Below are 15,995 nucleotides of genomic sequence, written 5' to 3'. Positions count from 1 at the left end.
AACCAGACACTGCCGAGGGAGAGGAGACCGCCGTCGTGCCGCTGCACGAACCGTCGCCGTACGAGGTCCTGGGCATTCCGCTCACGGCCGGGGTGCGCGAGATCAACCTCGCCGTGGGCCCGGCGATGCGAGCGGGCCGCCACAGCCGTCAGCAGATCCAGGAGGCCGCGGCGCTGCTGCGCAACCCGGACCGGCGGCTGGAGCTGGACGTCCAGCAGCAGTTGCCGCCGGACCCGGTGGAGGGGGTGGCGGAGCTGCTGGCCCCGGCCCTGGCCGAGCCGCTGCTGGTGGTCGGACCGTCCGAACCGCCGTCCGCCGAGCGGCTTCTGGTGCTGCACCGCGGGGAGTTGGCGGCGGACTTCGCCGACCCGGCGCCGGCGGGTGTGGACCCCGAGCCGCCCGTCCCCGAGCGCTTCGCCGCCGACCTGTCCGTGCTGCCGCCGATCGAGATCCCGGAGTGAGCGCCATGACCACGCAGGAGTTGGGCGAACCGCTGGAGGTGCCGCAGCGGGCCCTGGAGGTCGATCTGGCCCAGGCGTTCAGCCAGCTGCTCTACCGGGCCTCGCTGCTGCAGCGGCTCAGGGGCGAGGAGGCGCGGTCGGCCGCGGCCGCCCAGCGGGAGCTGCTCGGGCTGCTGGTGGAGGTGGACGACGCGCTCGCCGCGCTCGGCCTGGACCCGGAGTTGGTCCTGCTGGGCCGGGGGGCGGGGATCGAGGCCACCCGCCGCCGGCTGCTGGGCAAGCTGGCCAAGGCGGGGGTACGGCCGATGCGGCTGGAGGGGCTGGCGGCGGATCCGGCGCTGTCCGAGATCGTCGGCGGCGAGGTGCGGCCCGGTCTGGAGCCGGAGACGGTCGTGCAGACCGTGGTCACCGGCTTCTTCTGGAACGACGAGGTGCTGCGCCGGGCCCAGGTCGTGGTCGCCACCGCGCCGCCGCCCGAAGCGGCGGGGGCGGAGCCCACGCCACCCGAGCCCACGTCACCGGAGCCCACGTCACCGGAGCCCGCCGAGACCAGTGAGCCCAGCGAGCCCGGTGAGCCCGCCGAGCCCGCCGAGCCGCCGGCGCCGGCATCCGCGCCGGCATCCGGTGGCCCCCGGAAGGCCGCGGCGTGGAACGGCCGGCGCAGGCGACGGAAGCGTTAGGAACAGAGGGGAAGACATGTACCGCACACTCGGTATCGATCTGGGCACCACCAACTCCGTCGTGGCGCACCTTCGCCGGGGCGAACCGGAGATCATCTTCAACCGGCAGAACCAGGAGGCCACGCCCTCGGTCGTCGGCCGGGGCCGGCGCGGCGAGCTGCTGGTCGGCTCCACCGCGCGGGGCCGCCTGGCCCTCGACGGCGAGAACGTGATCCGCTCGGTGAAGCGCTTCGTGGGCCGCAGGTTCCGCGACCCCCAGGTGCAGGCCGCCCTCGACGAGCTGGACTACAAGGTCACCGCGGGCACCGACGGCGACGTCAACGTCTGGTTCGACGGACGCTCCTACACGCCGGTCGAGATCTCCGCGATCATCCTGCACCGGCTCAAGGAGGACGCCGAGCAGCGCTTCGGCGAGCCCTTCCAGCGGGCCGTCATCACCGTCCCCGCCTACTTCGGTGAACGCCAGGTCGCGGCCACCCAGGAGGCCGGCCGGATGGCGGGCCTGCACGTGCTGCGGGTGATCAACGAGCCGACCGCGGCGGCCCTCGCGTACGGGATGACCAACGAGGCCGGGGACGAGGGCCGTACCGTCCTGGTCTACGACCTCGGCGGCGGCACCTTCGACATCTCGATCCTGCTGCTGGTGCCCGGCTCGGTCTCGGTGCTCGGCATCGAGGGCGACAACCTGCTCGGCGGCGACGACTTCGACCGGGCCATCACCACCGCGCTGCTGGAGGACATCCGCGAGGAGTACGGCTCGGACTACCAGCCCGACCGCCGCGACCGGCCCCGGATCGCCTCCGCCGCCGAGGTCGTCAAGATCGAGCTGTCCAACCAGGAGGCCTCGGACGTCGTCCTGGCCGGGCTCGGCGCCGGCCAGCTGGTGCTGGAGACGGTCTTCGAGCGGCCCCGCTTCGAGGAGCTGATCGAGGCCCGGATCGAGCGCACCATCGAGCTCACCCACAAGGCCATCATGCAGGCCAACCTCACCGTCGGGGACATCGACGAGGTGCTGCTGGTCGGCGGCTCCACCTCGATCCCGCTGGTGGCACGGCGGTTGGGCGAGGTGTTCGGGCCCAAGCGGATCCGCCGCGGCGTCAACCCGATGCAGTGCGTGGCGCTGGGCGCGGCCGTGCAGTCCGCGCTGGTCTCCGAGGTGGAGTGCCCGGAGTGCCGGGCGCCCGGCGACCTCGCCGCCTCGGCCTGCTCGAACTGCGCCGCCTCCCTGCTGGGCGGCCCGCGGGTGTCCTGCCCGGGCTGCCACCTGCCGGTCGACCCGGCCGCGGACGCCTGCCCCAAGTGCGAGCACGTCCTGGAGGCCGCCGGGGCCGCCCCGGTCGCGGCCGCCCAGGCCGCCCCCGCCGCACAGACCCGCGGCTGCCCTCGGTGCGGCACCCCGGCCGCCGCCGGCGCCACCGCCTGCGAGCTCTGCGGGGAGACCCTCGGCGGCCAGGCCGGCGCGGCGGCCGGGGCCACCTCGACCGCGGCCGAGGACGTGGGTCTGCGCTGCGCCGGCTGCGGCGTGGTCAACCCGCCCGGCACCGAGGTCTGTGCCTCGTGCGGTGAGCTGATGCAGGTGACCAACCCGTTCGACATCACCCCGAAGAACCTGGGCATCGAGCTCAACGACGGCCGGCTGGCCGTCATCATCCCCAAGAACACCAGCTATCCGACCTCCGCGCCGGTCAGCCGGGAGTTCGTGGTCTCGGGCAGCGGGCGCCAGCGGCTGGAGGTCGCGGTCTACGAGGGCGAGCACGAGATCGCCCAGCAGAACGAGCTGATCGGCCACCTCACCCTGCGGCTGCCGGCCGGGCTCGGTGGCCGCACCCCGGTGGACGTCTCCTTCGGCCTCGACCGGGACCGCACCATCACCCTCTCGGTGCGGATCCAGGGCGGCGACGAGAAGACCGTCAAGCTGGAGCGGGTCACCCTCGATCCGGAACTCAAGGTCCAGGTGGAGGACCAGCAGCGGCAGATCGAGAGCTTCACCGACCGCTGGGGCGCCGAGCTCACCGAGGCCGAGCTGCGCGAGGCGCAGCAGCTGATGGACACCCTGGACGACATGGCCGCCGGCCAGACCAAGGGGCAGTCGGTGGACGCGGCCCTGGAGCGAGCCCAGTTCCAGCTGAAGGCACAGCGCTGGGTGCGCGGCTCGGAGGCGTACCTGAGCCTGTTCCTCCACTACTGCGAGAAGCACCTCGACCCGAGCGACCTGCGCCGCCTGCGTGCGGTGGCGTCGGAGCTCCGGCTGCGCCGGGAGGCGGCGGACTGGGAGGGCGCGATGGCCGCCGCGGCCCACGCGGACGAGCTGTGCGACTCGCTGGGGCACACCTTCCGGATGCTGACGATGTGCAACGTCTACGTCAACCAGAGCCTGGTCTCCCCCGCGCTGGCCCAGCGGATCATGGCGGAGCTGCGCGGGCTGGACAGGGCCGTGGAGTCGGCCAACATGGAGGCCGCCAACCGGCACAACTCGGCGCTGCTGCTGCTGTACGCGGAGGCGCAGCGGGAGCTCGGCGACGATCCGCTGCCGGAGCAGGTCGGCCCGGTGCGCCCGGAGGAGGCTGGTCCCCGATGAGCGAGGTGCCCCCGATCGAGGTGCCGTGCCCGCAGTGCGGGGTGCCGGCGGAGCCGGAGAGCCTGCGCTGCCCGTCCTGCCGGGAGGATCTGGCGGCGCTGGTCCGGCTGCGGTACGCCGGGCGGATCGACTACAACGAGGCGCTCGCCCGGGCCCGCGCCGGTGACGACGCGTCGGCGCTGGTGCTGCTTCGGCGTGCGGTGGCGGCGGAGCCGGAGCTGCGCCCGGCGTGGGCGCTGCTCGCGGACGTGTCCGCGCGGGTGGGCGCGGAGGAGGAGGCCAGCGCCGCGGCGGCGGTGCTGCGGATCTGAGGCGGTGGGCCGGGCCGCCGCACGGGCGGCCCGGCCGGCTCCGCCGGGGGCGGGGCGCTGCGGGGGGCCGACTCGGCGCCGGCGTGGAAAGCTGGAACGAAAGGCCGCCGGTCGGCCGGGGGCCGGCCCGGTGGCTTCGTCGGCCAAGGAGGCCCGAGATGGCCAGTAACGTCAACGATCCGCGAGCGGGAAGTGCGGCTTCCACGAACTCGGGGCATCCCTTCCGGTCCGGCTGGACCGTGCTCGCCGCAGTACTGATGATCTTCGGTGGGGCGATGGCGATCTTCCAGGGCATCGCCGCCATCGCCAAGGACGACCTGATCGTGAAGACCCCGAACTACGCGTTCCAGTTCAGCGTGAACGGCTGGGGCTGGGTCCATCTGATCCTGGGCATCGTCATCGTCCTGGCCGGCTGCGCGCTGTTCACCGGGGCGGTGTGGGCCCGCGCGGTCGGCGTCGGACTCGCGGGCCTGTCGGCGATCGCCAACTTCCTGTGGTTGCCGTACTACCCGTTCTGGGCTGTCATCCTGATCGCCATCGACATCTTCATCATCTGGGCGCTCTGCGCGGGTTCGCTGCGGGAGAAGGTCTAGCCCGCCGTCCCCCAGGCCTGCAGCCCCCAGCGGAGGGTGTGCCGGGCGCCGGGGGCGAGCTCCACCAGGGCGGTGCCACTGCGGAAGGCGTCCGGCGGGCAGCTCATCGGCTCGACCGCGACGCCCCGGCGGCGGGCCGCCTCGGGGAGGGTGTCACCCGTGTACACCTGGACGTAGTCGACGCCCTCGCCCAGCCGCAGGTCGACCCCGTGCGAGCCCGACGGGTGGGCGAGGCGCACCACGGCCAGGCCGGCGGAGTCCCGTTCCAGCTCGGTGAACGCGGTGTCCAGGCGCTGGGTGCCGATGGTGCGCGGGGCGCGGAAGTCGTACGGCGTGCCGGCCACCGGTTCGGTGCCGGTGGGCATGCCCTGCGCGTCGGTCGGCAGCCAGCGCCGGGCCGGCAGGCCGAGCACCGCCTCGTCCACCAGGTCGGTGCCCACCGTCAGGTAGGGGTGCTGGCCGGTGCCGTAGGGCGCGGTCTCCTCGCCGAGGTTGTGGGCCGTGACGGCGACCTCCAGCCCGTCCGCGCCGAGCACGTACTCGGCGCGGACGTCGAGGTGGAACGGGTAACCGGGCTGCGGCCAGACGGTGGCGGCGAGCAGGATCCGGTGCGGATCGCGTTCCAGCACCTGCCAGGAGGTCCAGCGGAGCAGGCCGTGGATGGCGTTTCCGTGCTCCGGCTCGGTGAGCGGCAGCTGGAGGTCCTGCCCCCGCCAGTGGTAGCGGCCGCCGCCGATCCGGTTGGGCCACGGCACCAGCAGCTGTCCGCGGGCGCCGGCGATCCGCCGGTCGGCGGCGAAGCCGTCCAGTACCGGCCGCCCGCCGACGGTGTACTCACGCAGCGCGCCGCCGAGCTCGACCACGGTGGCGGTCTGCTCGTCGTGGCGCAGCGTCAGCTGCTGCCCGGTCGGGCTGTCGGACATGGCGGACCTCCTAGGCGGGTTCGGCGGCCGGTACGGGTTCGGCGGCCGGGACGGGGGTGAGGCGCAGGGACACCACGTACGCCACCACGACCGCGACGATCACCAGCGGCATGACGGTGAGGCCGTCGGCGCCCAGCAGCAGGGTGGCCAGCAGCACCGCCGTCATGGGGAGTCCGAGCATGGCCACGCACATCGCGCCGATGCCCATGGCGAAGGCGGCCGCGGTCGGCAGCCCGGGGAGGTGGGAGAGCGCGAGCCCGCCCGCCGCGCCCACGAACATCGACGGGAAGATCGGTCCGCCGCGGAAGCAGCTGAGCGAGACGCCGTACGCCAGCGACTTGCAGACGACGAGCACCACCAGCGCGCCCACGGAGTACTGCGCCCGGTCGTCGAGCAGGGGGCTCAGCGCGTCCTGGCCGGAGTAGAGGATCTCGGAGGCGGACTTCCCGGTGAGCTCGGCGTAGGCCAGGGCCAACAGGCCGACCACGACGCCGGCCAGCACGGTGGCGGGGATCATGCGCCGTTCCACCCGTGGCTGCAGGAACAGCGCGGACCGCCGGATCCCCACCCCGACGACGCCGGCGGCCACCCCGATGACGAGGGCCCAGCCGAACCCGGCGATGTCGGGCGCGGAGGCGTGCGGGATGCCCTGCAGGGTGAGTGAGTACGTCCCGAGGCCGGTCCAGGAGCCCAGCCCGGTGAAGATCAGCGAGCCGATGCCGGCCGCGAGCAGTCCCGGCACCAGGACCATCCCGAGCCTCGCCCCGGCGAGACCGGAGGCCTCCATCAGCAGGAACGCCCCGAGCAGTGGCGAGCCGAGCAGCGTGCTGATGGCGGCGAAGCTCCCCGAGACGCCCACCACGGCGGCCGCGTCCGGGGCGAGGTCCCGCTTCGCCAGGCGGGCGGCGGCCACGGCCAGCCCGCCGCCGAGCGCGATCAGCGGCGCCTCGGGGCCGAGGACGGCGCCGAGCCCGAGGGTGGCCAGGGCGGCGATCAGGACGCCCGGCAGCTCGACCGCCGACGGCACCCCTGAGGTGTTCAGCCCCTCGGCCGGCTTGTGACCGCCGATGCCGGGCAGGTAGCGGATGGTCAGCGCGACCAGCAGGCCGCACAGGGCGAGCAGCGGAAGCGGCCACCAGTCGGGCGTGCCGTCGAACCCGAGCGCCTCGGGCAGGTCGGTGTAGGTCAGCGACTGGAGTTCGGAGACCAGGGCGAGGAAGCCGAACGCCATCGCCGAGATCGGGACGCCGAGCACGGCGGTCATCGCCAGCAGGACGAGATAGCCGCGGGTGCGCACCAGGGCGAACGGGTCGGCCGGGGCCGTCGCGGGTGCTCCGGCGGGCCTGGCCGACATGGTCACCGTCTCCTCAGCGCCGGAAGTCCTCGGGGGTCCGCCCTCCCCGGGGCGTCCATGCCGTGATACCACGCCGCGGCGGCCGCCCCGGGCAGGGCCGACCGCCGCGGCGCCGAGGCCGCACGACTGTCATTCCCCCGGCCCAACGGCGGGCCGTCGGGGTCAGGACGAGGGCGTCACCTCCTCGGCGGCGACCCGGCTGGTGCGGACGGCGTCCACCAGGGCCTGGTGGTCGCGTTCGTTCTGGTCGGCGTAGAGCTCGGCGAAGGTGGCCACCGCCAGGTCGAAGCTGTCGCCGCCGCCCAGGTACGCCGCGATGGCGATCCGGTCTCCGGAACGGGCGTGGGCACGGGCCAGGATGCCGCCGCAGAGTTCACCGAAGGCCCGCAATCCGCTCGGCACCATCAGCTCGGGCTCGGCGATGCCCTTCCAGTCGCGCAGTTGGCGGATGTAGAAGTCGCGCCGACGGCCGTCGATCCCGTCGACCCGCTCCCAGCCGAGGAAGATGTCGCTGGCGGCCTGCATCAGCCGCTGGCCGGCGACCGCCCGCTCGCCCTGGTTCTGGTACTCGCTCGCACCGGCGAAGGGGGCCAGTACCGAGGTGTCGGCCTCCTTGGCCTGGAGGAACAGCGGGTCCCGGCCGTCCCGGCCGAGCAGCAGGAAGATCCAGCAGCGGGTGCCGACGCTGCCGACGCCGACCACCTTGCGGGCGATGTCCACCAGTCTGAACTGGCCGAGCAGGTGGCGGCGGTCGGCGGCGAGGGTGCTCCCGTAGCGCCGGACCAGCTCGTGGAACTGGCCCATCAGGGCGTCCCGTTCAACGTCCGGGAGCAGATCGGCGAGCGGGACGAGCAGGGGCGGGTCGGCCGCGATCCTGGGCCGGCCGTCCACCGTCTCGGTCAGCTTGTCGAAGGCCTGAAGGCTGTCGCGGCCGCGGGCCTTGGCCGCCTCCTTGGCCAGCCTCTTGCGGCCGCGCTTCTCCAGCCGGCCCTCGGCCAGCTGCTGGACGAGGGCCAGGTCCGCCTGGGCGTACCAGACGTCCAGCGTCCGCATCTCCGCGAACCGCCGCATGGCCTCGCGGTACGAGCGCACGGTGGCCAGCACGATGTCGGCCCGTTCCGCGTCGTCGTAGCCGTTGGCCCGGCTCGCGATGACCATGCTGGTGGCGAGCCGTTTGACGTCCCACTCCCACGGGCCGGGCAGTGTCTCGTCGAAGTCGTTGAGGTCGAACAGCAGGTGCCGTTCCGGCGAGGCCAGCATCCGGAAGTTCAACAGGTGGGCGTCGCCGCACAGTTGGGTCCTGATTCCGGACTTCGGGGTGTCGGCGAGGTCGCTGGCCATGATCGCGGCGGCGCCCCGGTAGAACCGGAACGGCGACTCGATCATCCGGCCGTAGCGGACGGGCACGAGCTCCGGCAGCCTGGCCGCGGACTGGGCCTCCAGCAGGTCCACCGGGTCCGGCCGCTTCTTCTTCGGCTCGTACTCGGCGTGGCTCGAACGCGGTACGCGGCGGCGGGCGGCCTTGCCGCGGTCGGCCCGTTCCTCGGGCGTCCGGTACGCGGCGCCGTCGGCCGCCGTGGTCTGCTTCTTCGGCATGCGGGCCTCCTGGCTCGTGGGCGGCTGCCGGGGTCCCGGCGGCCGGACCTGGTCCCAGCCCCGACTTCCAGTGTCGGCGGTGCCGCGGCGGCTGTCGCCCGGACGCCGCGGGCAGGCCAGCCGGGCCGACCGCGCCGGGCAAGCGGCTACGGCTTCTGCGCCGGGCCGTTGCGCAGCCCGATCCGCCGCCAGATCGCTCGTTGGGCGCGGAGGGTGAGCGTGCCGACCACGACCAGGACCACGATGTTGACCAGCAGCTGGACGAGCGACCCGCCGGCCTCGTTCCAGCTGCCGAACGCGATCGAGACGCTGATGTCCGCGGCCGCCGGGATGGTGGTGACCGAGATGAACACCCCGAGCAGGGCGCTGGTCCTCGCCTCCGTCAGCGAGACGATCCCGACGATCCCCGCCAGGGCCGCCACCGCGAAGGAGAAGAAGTTGGGCGAGTTGATCAGGTTGGACACCGGCCGCAGCCCGAGCCGGAACGCCTCCGACTCCAGTTCGAACCCGCGGATCATCAGGGCGAACAGCAGGGTGACGGCGATGGCCAGCAGGAATCCGAGGACCAGGGCCCGCAGCCCCCGCCGGACCCGCAGCCGGTCGCGCCGGTCGACGCCCAGCGCGATGCCGACGATGGCACCGTACTCGGGGCCGACGACCATGGCCGCGACGATCAGGATCTGGGAGTTGGTGACGATCCCCACCGCGCCGATCATCCCGGCGATGACGAGGTAGAGGAAGAAGCTCGGCGCGTACCGGCCCTCGGCCCGGATCCGGGCCTCGACCTGCTCCCAGACGGGTGCGCCGCCGGCCGAACCCAGGTGGCGCGCCCCGGCCTCGGCGGCCGGGCCGGAGAAGTGGACGTCCACGGGTTCGATGGCGATCGAACCACGGCGGTCGATCGCCAGGTCGCGCAGGCCGCGCAGGACCTCGTTGGCCGCCCCGGTCAGGACGTCGAAGGCGATGGCGTCGCCCTGCGGATGGCGGACGACGCCGGGCTGCACGACCAGGTTGAGGACGCACGGGTCGGCGGTCAGGATGCCGACGGCCCGCTCGGTGAGGTCCGGCGGGCTCACCACCCGGATGTGCAGCAGGTCCACCATCTGCGAACCTCCGTGGCTGCGGTGGCCGATACCCACCTCAAGTAACGCCGTGGACAAGGGGTTCGGCAATCCCGCGCCGTCCGGGCACGCCACCACGGGAGGCGCAGGTGTCCAGGCTGTCGGATAGTGGCCGTGTAGGGATCAGTCTGAGATTGGACGGCCCCATGGACCGCTATCCCCCCATCGCCGACCACGGTCTGGTGGGCGATCTGCAGACCGCCGCCCTGGTCTCGTCCCAGGGCGCCGTCGACTGGTTCTGCTCGCCCCGCTTCGACTCCCCCAGCATCTTCGCCGCGCTGCTCGACCACGACCGCGGCGGCTACTTCCTGCTGGCGCCCGACAGCTCCGACTCGACCTGCAAACAGCTCTACTACCCGGACACCGGCGTGCTGGTCACCCGCTTCATGTCGCCGGAAGGGGTCGGCGAGGTCGTCGACTGGATGACCGCGAACACCAGCCACACCCCCACCGACCGGCACACCCTGTTACGGGTCGTCCGGGCCGTGCGCGGCACCGTACGGTTCGTCCTGGAGTGCCGGCCGCGGTTCGACTACGGCCGCGCCGCGCACGAGCTCGATCTGCGGCCCGAAGGCGCCGTCTTCCGCGGCCCGGGGATCACCGGCCACCTCCAGGCCAGCTTCCCGCTGGAGCGGGACGGCGACGACGTCCGGGGGACGGTCACGCTCGGTGTCGGCGAGTCCGCGATGGCGGCGTTCACCGCCTGCGACGCCGACGGGCCCGCACCGGCGCCGCGCACCGTCGAGGAGACCACCGCCCAGCTCTGGGAGGCCGTCGACTTCTGGCAGCAATGGCTGCACACCTCCCGCTACCGCGGCCGCTGGGCCGAGATGGTGAACCGCTCCGCGATCACCCTCAAACTCCTCACCTTCGCGCCCACCGGCGCACCGGTCGCCGCCGCCACCATGGGCCTGCCCGAACAGGTCGGCGGCGAGCGCAACTGGGACTACCGGTACACCTGGGTCCGGGACGGCTCGCTGTCCGTGCGCGCCCTGCTCGACCTCGGATTCATCGAGGAGGCCACGCAGTTCACCCACTGGCTCGGCGACCGGATGCGCGACCGGGCGGAGATCCCCGGCGAGCGGCTCCAGATCATGTACCGGGTCGACGGCGACCCGTATCTCACCGAGGAGATCCTGGAGCACCTGGAGGGCTACCGGGGCTCCCGCCCGGTCCGGGCCGGCAACGCCGCCGCCGACCAACTCCAGCTCGACATCTACGGCGAGGCCATGTACGCCCTCACCGAGAGCCTCGAAGTCGGGGTGCAGACCGGCTACCACGGCTGGAAGGGCCTCGCCCGCGCCATGGACTGGCTGGCCGACAACTGGGACCGGCCGGACGAGGGGATCTGGGAGACCCGCGGCGGACGCAAGGACTTCACCTACAGCCGGGTGATGTGCTGGGTCGCGTTCGACCGCGCCCTGCGGCTGGCCTTCGACCTGAGCCGGCCCGCCAACACCGAGCTCTGGACCACCGCCCGGGACACCATTCTCGACGAGGTCATGGACAAGGGCTGGAGCCAGCGCGAACAGGCCCTGGTGCAGCACTACGGCGGCGACGTGCTGGACGCCTCGCTGCTGCTGATCCCCCGGGTCAGGTTCCTGTCGCCGAAGAGCCCGGGCTGGCTGTCCACCCTGGACGCGATGGAGCGCAAGCTGGTCTCGGACAGCCTCGTCTACCGGTACGACCCCGCGGCCTCGCCGGACGGACTGCGCGGCTCGGAGGGCACCTTCAGCCTCTGCACCTACCTCTACGTCGACGCCCTGGCCCGCGCCGGGCGGCTGCGCACGGCGCGCTACACCTTCGAGAAGATGCACACCTACGCCAACCACGTCGGCCTGTTCGCCGAGGAGATCGGCCCGAGCGGTGAGCAACTGGGCAACTTCCCACAGGCGTTCACCCACCTGTCGCTGATCATGGCGGCCAGCACCCTGGACGAGGCGCTGGAGAAGCAGCGCGGTTGACCCCCCGTGAGGACTGCCACCCCATGACCGCACAGACCGCGGCCGGCCGTGCGCCGCGCCAGAGCCGGGACGAGTTCCGCGCGCTGTACCGGAGCCTGCGTGAGTCGGCCGCGGGCCGCACCGGCGGCCGGGGCGCCCTGGAGACCATCACCGCCGCCACCGTCCGGGCCGCGGCGGGCGAAGTCCGGCTGGGCCGCACCGTGACCATGGCCGCGCCGGTCGAGACCCGGCCCGGCCCCGACAACCCGCAGCCCGCCGGCCACCGGCTCACCGGCCCGCCCGAGGACGAGGCCCACGCGCACGGACTGCACTTCGCCACCGACCACTTCGGCATGAACGTGCACGGCGACGCCGACAGCCACCTGGACGCGCTGTGCCACGTCGTCTACGACGGCACGCTGCACGGCGGCGTCCCCGCCACCACCGTGACCCCGACGGGGGCCACCGCACTCTCCGTCGAACTGGCCCGCGACGGGATCGTCGGACGCGGCGTCCTGCTCGACATCCCCCGGCTGCGGGGCGTGCCCTGGCTCGAACCGGGCGACCACGTCACCGCGGACGAGCTGCGCGCCGCCGAACGCGCCCAGCAGGTCCGGGTCGGCGAGGGCGACCTGCTGTTCGTCCGGGTCGGCCACCGGCGCCGGCGCACCGAGTCCGGCCCGTGGGACGCCGCCCACGCCAGGGCCGGGCTGCACCCCGACGCCGTGCGGTTCGCCGCCGAGCGGCGCATCGCGGCCCTCGGCGGCGACGGCAACAACGACACCGCGCCCAGCCCGACCGAGGGCGTCGCCTTCCCGGTCCACGTGCTCGCGGTGCACGCCCTCGGGCTGCACCTGCTCGACTACCTCCAGTTCGAGGATCTGGTACCGATCTGCGCACAGCACGGCCGCTGGTCCTTCCTCTGCGTGGTCGCCCCGCTGCGGCTGCCCCAGGCCACCGGCTCCCCCGTCAACCCGATCGCGATCCTGTGATCACGGCACCGACACGTACGCCGTCCGACCCCGGCCGGCGACCCGAAGGACGGTGGTCCGCATGACCGACAGCCAGCACTACGACGTCATCGTGATCGGCACCGGCGCGGGCGGCGGCACCCTCGCCCACCGCCTCGCCCCCTCGGGCCGACGCGTGCTGATCCTGGAACGCGGCGACTACCTCCCCCGGGAGCGCGACAACTGGGAGTCCACCGCGGTCTTCGTCAAGGGCAAGTACCGCGCCCCCGAGTTCTGGTACGACAAGCACGGCGAGCAGTTCCCGCCGGAGGTCAACTACTACGTCGGCGGCAACACCAAGTTCTACGGCGCCGCGCTGTTCCGGCTGCGCCCGGAGGACTTCGGCGAGCTGCGCCACCACGGCGGTGTCTCGCCCGCCTGGCCGATCCGCTACGAGGACCTGGAGCCCTACTACACCCAGGCCGAGCACCTGTACCTGGTGCACGGCCGGCACGGCGAGGACCCGGGCGAGGGCCCGGTCAGCGCCCAGTACGCGCACCCGCCGGTGCGGCACGAGCCGCGGATCCAGCAGCTCAGCGACGACCTGGAGAAGCAGGGCCTGCACCCCTTCCACCTGCCGATCGGGGTCAACCTCACCCAGGACGCCGAGGGCGGCGCGACCCACGGGAGTGTGTGCATCCGCTGCAACCGGGTCGACGGCTTCCCCTGCCTGGTCCGGGGAAAGGCCGATGCCGAGGTGATCTGCGTCGAGCCGGCGCTGGAGCACGACAACGTCACGATGGTCACCGGCGCCAACGTCCGGAAGCTGGAGACGGACGACAGCGGACGCACCGTCACCGCCGTGGTCGCGGAGCTGGCGGACGGCTCCACGGCCCGCTTCCGGGGCGACCTCGTGGTGGTCGCCTGCGGGGCCGTCAACTCCGCCGCCCTGCTGCTGCGTTCGGCGAACGAACGCCATCCGCGCGGCCTGGCCAACAGCTCCGACACCGTCGGCCGCCACTACATGCGGCACAACAACCTCGCCCTGATGGCGGTCTCCCGGGAGCCGAACGACACCCGGTTCCAGAAGACCCTCGCCCTGAACGACTGGTACCTGGGCGCGGACGACTGGGACTACCCGCTCGGCGGCGTGCAGATGCTCGGCAAGTCGGACGCCGACCAGATCAAGGGCGAGGCGCCGCGCTGGGCCGGGATGGCCTCACCGGACATGCCGTTCGAGGTGCTGGCCCACCACGCGGTGGACTTCTGGCTGTGCGGCGAGGATCTCCCGCACCCGGACAACCGGGTCACCCTGGACGACGACGGCGACATCCACCTCGCGCTGGACGAGAAGAACAACATCGAGGGGCTGAAGCGGCTGCGGCACAAGCTGCACGGCATGCTGGAGCACCTGGGCATGCACCCGCACCACCTGCTCCCGCACAGCCTCTACCTGCACAAGGGGATGCCGATCGGGGCCACCGCACACCAGGCGGGCACCGTCCGCTTCGGCGCCGACCCGGCGAGCTCCGCCCTCGACGTCACCTGCAAGGCGCACGACCTCGACAACCTCTACGTGGTGGACACCAGCTTCTTCCCGAGCATCGGCGCGGTGAACCCGTCGCTGACCGCCATCGCCAACGCCCTGCGGGTGGGCGACCACCTCACGGAGCGGCTGGGCTGACGTCCCCGGCCGGCGTGGGGCCGAGCAGGACGGCGATGTCCCCGGGGCTCGGCTCGGGCTTCTGCGACTCGGTGACCGCCACCAGCCGCCCGTCCGGGCGCACCAGGAACAGCATCTGGTGCCCGTCCGGGAGCGTGCCGTCGACGCGGTGCGTCACGATCCGGGCGCCTTCCCGGTAGCGCCGGGTCACCTCCGGCCGGTTGAGCCCGGCGGGGAACAGCGCCTCGCCGCCGGCGTACGGGGCGACCACGCCGTGGCTGTCGGTGGGCGGCCCGAGGCGGTGGACGCGGCCCTCGACGACCTCCTGGAGGGTCGTCGAGGCGAGCGCGTTGAAGTCGTCCTCGTCGGTGAGCAGCAGCACGCCGGTGATGCCCTCCAACTCGGCGCCGGCGCCGGTGGCCGACGCGAGCAGTTCGCCGGGGGCCAGCTCCAGGCCGGCCGCCCGGATGCTGCGGCGCTCCGGTTCGAGACCGGCCCACATCAGCACGTCCAGCCCGGCCGTGCGCAGGGCCAGGCCGAGGTCGATCACCCAGGGGGCGCCGCCGACCAGCAGCGGCCGCGAGCGCGCGGAGCGCAGGGCGCCCAGCCGGCGGGCCACCGGGAGGGCGGTCAGACCGTAGACCGTGACGGTGGCCACGATCACCACGAAGGTGGCGGGGAGGATCTTCTGCGCGCCGGCGACGCCCGCCTGGACCAGCGGGGCCGAGAAGGTGGAGACGGTGGCCGCGGCGACGATGCCCCGGGGGGCCATCCAGCCGATGAACCACCGCTCCCCGCGCGGCACGTCGGTACGGGCGGTGGCGAGCAGCGCCACCAGCGGCCGGACCACCAGGACGAGCAGGGCGACCAGGCCGAGGGCGGGCAGCGCCACGTGCACCAGCGAGTGCGGGGTGACGGTGGCCGAGATGGAGACGAAGAGCAGGCCGATGGTCAGCGAGACCAGGGTCTCCAGGAACGGACGCCGGACCGGGATGTCCAGCCCCGGCAGGTTGGCCAGCGCCATCCCCATCACGACGGCGGAGATCAGGCCGGTGTCGTCCCGGACGACGTCGCAGGCGGCGGACACCCCGACCACGGCGGCCAGCTGCACGGTGGTGCCGAGGACCTCCCCGAGCGCCAGGTGCCGCAGGAGCAGCCAGAGCACGGCCGCACCGGCCGCACCGGCCGCCAGTCCGACCGCCGCGCTGCCGAAGAACCTGATGAGCTGCTCGACCCGGCCGTCCTCCCCGCTGGCGAGGACGCCGTGGAAGACCAGCGCGCCCAGGATTCCGCCGAGCGGGTCGATCAGGGCGCCCTCCCAGACCAGGATCCGCTGCAGCCGCTCGGTCGGCCGGACGTACGCGAGCAGCGGTCCGACGACGGTGGGGCCGCTGACGACGAGGATGGCCCCGAGCATCACCGCGGCGGTCATCGACATGGCGATCAGCGGCACCGCGAGCAGCGCGGCCGACACCCAGGTGACGAGCGCGCCGAGCCAGAGCAGCCGGACCACCACCCGGCGGGTGTGGCCCCTGAGCCGGAACAGGTCGAGCCCGAGGCCGGCGTCGTAGAGGATCACCGCGACCGCCAGCGACACCAGCGGGGAGAAGGCGTCGCCCAGCAGACGCTCGGGGTTGACGTCGTCCGTCAGCGCGCCGGCGGTGAAGCCGACCGGCAGCAGCACGAGGATCGCGGGGATGCGCAGCAGGCTCGCCAGCAGCTGGGAGCCGACGGCCAGCACCGTGATCAGGCCGAGACCGATCGTGATCTCGTCCGTGGTCACGGTGCCCCTCCGCGGGGTCCGTCGGTGGCCGCTGCGGCC

13 protein-coding genes are annotated in these 15,995 nt (G+C 73.3%); 8 read left to right on the top strand and 5 right to left on the bottom strand.

Features of this window, described 5'->3' with window-relative positions; translation table 11 throughout:
- Positions 1-35: 35 nt before the first annotated feature.
- From OG871_RS30505 to OG871_RS30485, 5 genes are all read left to right on the top strand, one after another.
- Complete coding sequence (locus OG871_RS30505; RefSeq protein WP_371501211.1) at positions 36-461, top strand: hypothetical protein; 426 nt, start codon at positions 36-38, stop codon at positions 459-461.
- 5 nt (positions 462-466) lie between these two features.
- The gene (locus OG871_RS30500) at positions 467-1,141 is read left to right on the top strand and encodes a nucleotide exchange factor GrpE (protein WP_371501210.1); all 675 of its coding nucleotides are present in this window, start codon (positions 467-469) and stop codon (positions 1,139-1,141) included.
- A 16-nt stretch (positions 1,142-1,157) separates the two neighbouring features.
- Positions 1,158-3,719, top strand: coding sequence for an Hsp70 family protein (locus OG871_RS30495; protein ID WP_371501209.1), 2,562 nt, complete (start codon positions 1,158-1,160; stop codon positions 3,717-3,719).
- Entirely contained in the window at positions 3,716-4,030 is a 315-nt protein-coding gene (locus OG871_RS30490) for a hypothetical protein (RefSeq protein WP_371501208.1), read from the top strand. Before OG871_RS30495 ends, OG871_RS30490 begins: the two co-directional genes overlap by 4 nt.
- Positions 4,031-4,188: 158 nt before the next feature.
- Positions 4,189-4,623, top strand: coding sequence for a hypothetical protein (locus OG871_RS30485; protein ID WP_371501207.1), 435 nt, complete (start codon positions 4,189-4,191; stop codon positions 4,621-4,623).
- On the opposite strand, the gene OG871_RS30480 is transcribed toward OG871_RS30485, so the two are convergent.
- The 4 genes from OG871_RS30480 to OG871_RS30465 form a co-directional block, all read right to left on the bottom strand.
- Complete coding sequence (locus OG871_RS30480; protein ID WP_371501206.1) at positions 4,620-5,546, bottom strand: aldose 1-epimerase family protein; 927 nt, start codon at positions 5,544-5,546, stop codon at positions 4,620-4,622. The two genes, OG871_RS30485 and OG871_RS30480, sit on opposite strands and share 4 nt — an antisense overlap.
- A gap of 10 nt (positions 5,547-5,556) precedes the next feature.
- The gene (locus OG871_RS30475) at positions 5,557-6,900 is read right to left on the bottom strand and encodes a chloride channel protein (RefSeq protein WP_371501205.1); all 1,344 of its coding nucleotides are present in this window, start codon (positions 6,898-6,900) and stop codon (positions 5,557-5,559) included.
- Positions 6,901-7,062: 162 nt separating this feature from the next.
- Positions 7,063-8,496 carry a DUF2252 domain-containing protein gene (locus OG871_RS30470; protein WP_371501204.1) on the bottom strand — a complete coding sequence of 478 codons (1,434 nt, stop codon included), beginning with the start codon at positions 8,494-8,496 and terminating at the stop codon, positions 7,063-7,065.
- A gap of 146 nt (positions 8,497-8,642) precedes the next feature.
- Complete coding sequence (locus OG871_RS30465; RefSeq protein WP_371503473.1) at positions 8,643-9,596, bottom strand: DUF389 domain-containing protein; 954 nt, start codon at positions 9,594-9,596, stop codon at positions 8,643-8,645.
- A gap of 167 nt (positions 9,597-9,763) precedes the next feature.
- Between OG871_RS30465 and OG871_RS30460 the strand changes: the two genes are divergently transcribed.
- From OG871_RS30460 to OG871_RS30450, 3 genes are all read left to right on the top strand, one after another.
- A complete protein-coding gene (locus OG871_RS30460; protein ID WP_371501203.1) occupies positions 9,764-11,581 on the top strand; it encodes a glycoside hydrolase family 15 protein in 1,818 nt (605 codons plus the stop codon).
- Between the two features lie 23 nt (positions 11,582-11,604).
- On the top strand, positions 11,605-12,552 hold the full coding sequence (locus OG871_RS30455) for a cyclase family protein (protein ID WP_371501202.1): 948 nt from the start codon (positions 11,605-11,607) through the stop codon (positions 12,550-12,552).
- Positions 12,553-12,613: 61 nt separating this feature from the next.
- Positions 12,614-14,194: a GMC oxidoreductase gene (locus tag OG871_RS30450; protein WP_371501201.1), complete on the top strand. Its 1,581-nt coding sequence runs from the start codon at positions 12,614-12,616 to the stop codon at positions 14,192-14,194.
- Here the strand turns inward: OG871_RS30450 and OG871_RS30445 are convergent.
- Positions 14,175-15,956: a cation:proton antiporter gene (locus OG871_RS30445; RefSeq protein ID WP_371501200.1), complete on the bottom strand. Its 1,782-nt coding sequence runs from the start codon at positions 15,954-15,956 to the stop codon at positions 14,175-14,177. The genes OG871_RS30450 and OG871_RS30445 overlap by 20 nt on opposite strands.
- Positions 15,957-15,995: the final 39 nt, after the last annotated feature.

The sequence above is a fragment of the Kitasatospora sp. NBC_00374 genome, assembly GCF_041434935.1.
Classification (GTDB): Bacteria; Actinomycetota; Actinomycetes; order Streptomycetales; family Streptomycetaceae; genus Kitasatospora.
The sequence above is the reverse complement of the archived record's forward strand: the minus strand, read 5'-3'. Positions and strand labels throughout refer to the sequence as shown.

Coding starts and splice junctions, on each gene's coding strand:
- OG871_RS30500 (WP_371501210.1), top strand. CDS start 467: ATGACCACGCAGGAGTTGGGCGAACCGCTGGAGGTGCCGCAGCGGGCC.
- OG871_RS30475 (WP_371501205.1), bottom strand. CDS start 6,900: ATGTCGGCCAGGCCCGCCGGAGCACCCGCGACGGCCCCGGCCGACCCG.
- OG871_RS30495 (WP_371501209.1), top strand. CDS start 1,158: ATGTACCGCACACTCGGTATCGATCTGGGCACCACCAACTCCGTCGTG.
- OG871_RS30485 (WP_371501207.1), top strand. CDS start 4,189: ATGGCCAGTAACGTCAACGATCCGCGAGCGGGAAGTGCGGCTTCCACG.
- OG871_RS30450 (WP_371501201.1), top strand. CDS start 12,614: ATGACCGACAGCCAGCACTACGACGTCATCGTGATCGGCACCGGCGCG.
- OG871_RS30455 (WP_371501202.1), top strand. CDS start 11,605: ATGACCGCACAGACCGCGGCCGGCCGTGCGCCGCGCCAGAGCCGGGAC.
- OG871_RS30470 (WP_371501204.1), bottom strand. CDS start 8,496: ATGCCGAAGAAGCAGACCACGGCGGCCGACGGCGCCGCGTACCGGACG.
- OG871_RS30480 (WP_371501206.1), bottom strand. CDS start 5,546: ATGTCCGACAGCCCGACCGGGCAGCAGCTGACGCTGCGCCACGACGAG.
- OG871_RS30460 (WP_371501203.1), top strand. CDS start 9,764: ATGGACCGCTATCCCCCCATCGCCGACCACGGTCTGGTGGGCGATCTG.
- OG871_RS30490 (WP_371501208.1), top strand. CDS start 3,716: ATGAGCGAGGTGCCCCCGATCGAGGTGCCGTGCCCGCAGTGCGGGGTG.